This window comes from uncultured Campylobacter sp. (genome assembly GCF_938018145.1).
Classification (GTDB): domain Bacteria; phylum Campylobacterota; class Campylobacteria; order Campylobacterales; family Campylobacteraceae; genus Campylobacter_A.
Map to the genome: position 1 here is coordinate 1 of NZ_CALIII010000216.1, position 4,095 is coordinate 4,095.

Sequence of the window (4,095 nt, forward strand, 5' to 3'; positions counted from 1 at the left end):
ATATATAACCCTCACGCTAGCTTCTCAACGGATTATTTACGCAGATATCTTAAAAATAACCTATCCTGCGATAACCAATATATAAACACCTATCTAAACGTCGTAAATTTTGCCTACACGGGCAATAATCCGTTTTTCGCCGCAGAAAAAGATAGAAAGGTAAAATACGCCATAGACGTCATGATGTGCGATAACTGGATGACGAAAGAGACCATGTATCGTCTAAACAAAACCTGTGGCCTAAAAATAGACAAATGCTATCCCGACGGAGAATACATAAACGACGAGATAGTAAATAAACCGAAGGATTTTTTGAATTAATGTTTCCGTGTTTTTAAAATTTGCGATTTTGATATCGGCGAATTTGAGCAAAATCACACTCCGCACTTGACTATACGCAAAAATAAACCCAAATCTGCCAAAGTCGAATTTAACCGACTTTGCGCGCATCTTTTGCTTAATTTTTTGCCTTGTCGCCGCACAGTTCGACGACACTATTCAACCAGCCAAATTTACGACCGACTGCCGAGCAAATTTAACCGCCGAATTTATCAAAATTTAAAAGCTAAAAATATAAATCCACGCCGCCACGTCAGCTCGATCGATGATAAAAAACCGATCAAGCCGAGCGCAAGCGACGCAAATTCGTCAAATTCGGTTCAAATTTAGCCTCACGCGTCCTTGCCGTTTATCGCGTACGCCGAGCGTAAAAACACGTCCGTGCCAGATAACAGCGCACTCTCGTCAAAGTCAAACGCGCCGTTGTGATGCCCTGCGGCGAGCTTGGTGCCGATCATCAGGTAGCCGCTCTTGCCGCCTGCTTTTTGCACGGCGTGCATAAAGTGCGCGAAGTCCTCGCAAGCGCCGAAATTTAGATCCCGCACGATGAGCTCGTCTTTGATAAAAGGCGACTGGCGCGCGGCGCGCTCGTAGATATCGGTGATCTCCTCGCTGCTATCGCCTCCGCTCGTGCCGCCGGTTAGCTTCACGTCGTACTGCACGCCGTACATCTGCGCGACGCCTGCGACGATATCCATGCATTTTTGAAACATAAATTCATTTAGCTCGGTCGTTTCGCCGCGCGTTTCGCAGGCGATGTAGCCGTTTGGCGCGATGACGTTTCGTCCCTCGCCCGCTCGTAATACGCCCACGTTTATGCGCGTAACTCCGTCGGCATGTCGCGTGATGCCGTGCATGGCTAGAGCCGCCTGAGCCGCGGCTAGCAGAGCGTTTGCGCCTTCTTGCGGAGCGCCCGCCGCGTGAGCCGATCTACCAGTGAAGTTTACGTCAAATTTCGACGTCGCAAGAAGCTTGTTCGTACCGCAGATGATGCCGCCGCTAGTCTTTGCCTGAAAGCCGATATGACCGCCCAGCAGGTAGTCCACGCCCTCTAGCACGCCTGCTTGCTCCATCGGCACGGCGCCTCTCGTGCCCTCCTCGGCGGTTTGAAATATAAATCTAAATTTGCCTTTAAAATCGTCCAAATTTTGCGCGATGAGTTTAGCCATCGCTAGGCCGATCGTGATGTGTCCGTCGTGCCCGCAGGCGTGCGTGATGCCGTCTATATCGGCTCTAAAGCCCTCTTTAAACGGTCTATGCGCCTCATCCTTGCTCTCGGTCACGTCCACGCCGTCGATGTCGAATCTAAACGCAAGCGTCTTGCCCGGCCTACCCGTATCAATCTCGGCCACCACGCCCGTGAGCCCATCCTCCATCACGGGCAAAAACTCGCGCTCATCGGCGCTTAGCAGGCTTTTTGCGCGCTCTAGATATTTTTCTTTATCTTTCTCACTACCCAGTCCCGCTCTAGCTTCGGGCTTCATTATCTCGCGTCCCATTTTTAGGCTGTAGCCGAGCTTTTTTAGCTCGCTAGCGATCTTTGCCGTCGTAAAAAACGTGAAAAATCCAGTCTCGGGATGCGAGTGAAAAAACCGCCTATTTTTCACCATTTCGTCTTTTAGCGCTTCGACTTTTGCTACCACCTCGTCCATTTTTGCTCCTTAAATTTGAAATTCTTATTATTTTACTTAAAGATAAATTATACACCAAGATTAATTTTAAAAGCTTAAATTTGAGCCGAATAATGATAAATTTAAATCTGATTTTTGCGAGCCAGCTTGTTTGGCGTAAATTTGATTAAATTTACTTTTTCTTGCCGTGGATATTTCGGTCGGTTCTAAGACTGCGATTCGCGCCAAAGCGGTGCGGGTAATGCTGGGTAAAATTTGTATTTTGGCGGAGCGATCTTAAAATAAAATTTGGGCGTTAAATTTGAGTTCAAATTTAAAAATGTCGTCAAATTTAAACTCAAATTTGCAAAAAAAGCAAATTCGACTTTAGTCGTCGCGCGGACCTGACTAGCCGCAAAATAAACTCCGCGCAAAAGCTCAAATTCGCCCTTCAGGCAGACTATTTTAAGCCGCCCTTTAGTTTCATTATCCGCTCGTAGGATTCCTCGATACGCTCTTTTGGTATCTGTTTGGCGCCCACCGCATCCACGACCAGCTGAGTGACGAGCTCCGCGGTCCTGCGCCCGTCTATCTTGTAGTCGCTAAAGAGCATCACGTCGCCGCCTGCGTTGATAAAGTTTATCACCTTTTCTTGCAGCGTAAAGTCCTTTAGTCCGCCCATGAGCATGTCGTCGCTGATGACTACGCCGTCAAATTTTAGCTCGCCGCGCAGCAAGCCGTCGATGATCACCGGCGAGAGCGAGGCCGGTAGCTCGGAGTCGCGCTGCACGAGGTAGATGTGCCCGACCATTATCATCTTGGCTTCGTTTTTGCGAACCGCGTCAAAATACGGCTTAAGCTCGGTATAGTCGAATTTTTCGATCACGACCTTGGCGGTGTGGCTGTCGGCCTCGACGTTGCCGTGCCCCGGAAAATGCTTCATCGCAGCTATCACGCCGCGAGCTTGCGAAGCCTTCATAAACTCGCTCGCATACAGCGAAACCTCGTCTATATCGGCGCTAAACGCCCTGCCTTGCGAGCCGATGATCGTGGATTTTGGATTTAGCACGTCGGCTACGGGAGCGAAATTTATGTTTACGCCGACGTCTTTTAGCTGCTGCGCCATCTTAGCGTAAAGCTCGCCCGCAGCGGCTAAATCGAGCGTTTTTGCCACTTTTTGCGCCGAGATAAAGGTCTCAAATCCGCTCTTATCCTTAAATCTCGTGATCTGCCCGCCCTCCTCGTCGATAGCGATGAAAATGCCTTTTTGCGCCTCTTTAAATGCGCTTGTTAACACCTTGAGGTTCTTTTTATCCGAAATATTTTTACCGAGCAACATCACGCCGCCAAAACGCTGATATTTGGCCTCCGAGACGGCTTCTTTGGCGGTTTTGGGATCAGAGCCGTTGAAGCTGACCATTATCATTTGGGCTATCATTTTGCGAAGCGTCGGTTTTTCTTGCGCTTGTGTATCGGCGGCGTTTAGCGCAGTCGGCAAACCCGCCAAAAATAGCACCGAAAAAAGCACGGCGATAAATTTTTTCATATCTTTCCTTTTTTGTTTTTGCGGATTTTACACTATTTTGGATAAATTTAAGGACTCTTAGCGCGGTTTGGACGGATGGGCTAGCCAAAGCAACAAAATTTAAATCTATAAATTTGTTACAAACAAAAAAGTGCTTAAAAATGACCAAACAACTGTCAAGGAAAGCTTTTAACGCAAATTTGATCTTGGAGACTTTGGCGATGTTCTTACTTGATTGATATTTATGTTTGGGCAGTATGGATATTGTTGTTTTGATTTTTGCTTTACTGCCTAAAACAACATAAACAAAGCATGCAAACATCGTGTCAAATTTAACTTTTTTAAATTTTACGAATAAAATTCGTTCAGGATTGGAGTTTTTAAAATTTAAATTTATCCCCGAAGCAGGTAAATAACGGTTTTACAAACCAAATTTACCTCCGCCGCAAAATGCCGCGTTTTAGCCAAATTTTATTTTTTACTTAGTAGATCTCTCAGGCTTTCTTGCACATCTTTACCGCGCAACATCGCCGCGATCTCGTTTACTATCGGCGTATAAATGCCTTTTCCGGCGGCAATCTTTTCTATCGCGTAGGAGGTATCCACGCCCTCTGCGACCTC

The 4,095-nt window shown here is 47.1% G+C and carries 3 protein-coding genes and 1 pseudogene; 1 reads left to right on the top strand and 3 read right to left on the bottom strand.

Annotated elements, in window-relative coordinates; genetic code table 11:
* Positions 1 to 321 (top strand): hypothetical protein (locus Q0338_RS04815; RefSeq protein WP_298085766.1); only part of this gene is annotated, 321 nt, incomplete at its 5' end.
* A 350-nt stretch (positions 322 to 671) separates the two neighbouring features.
* Here Q0338_RS04815 and Q0338_RS04820 read toward each other — a convergent pair.
* The 3 genes and pseudogenes from Q0338_RS04820 to Q0338_RS04830 form a co-directional block, all read right to left on the bottom strand.
* The gene (locus tag Q0338_RS04820; protein ID WP_298085767.1) at positions 672 to 1,991 is read right to left on the bottom strand and encodes an amidohydrolase; all 1,320 of its coding nucleotides are present in this window, start codon (positions 1,989 to 1,991) and stop codon (positions 672 to 674) included.
* A 418-nt stretch (positions 1,992 to 2,409) separates the two neighbouring features.
* The gene (locus tag Q0338_RS04825) at positions 2,410 to 3,495 is read right to left on the bottom strand and encodes a glycoside hydrolase family 3 N-terminal domain-containing protein (RefSeq protein WP_298085768.1); all 1,086 of its coding nucleotides are present in this window, start codon (positions 3,493 to 3,495) and stop codon (positions 2,410 to 2,412) included.
* A 450-nt stretch (positions 3,496 to 3,945) separates the two neighbouring features.
* Positions 3,946 to 4,095 (bottom strand): annotated as a pseudogene (locus tag Q0338_RS04830) (glycerol-3-phosphate dehydrogenase); the annotation flags it as partial.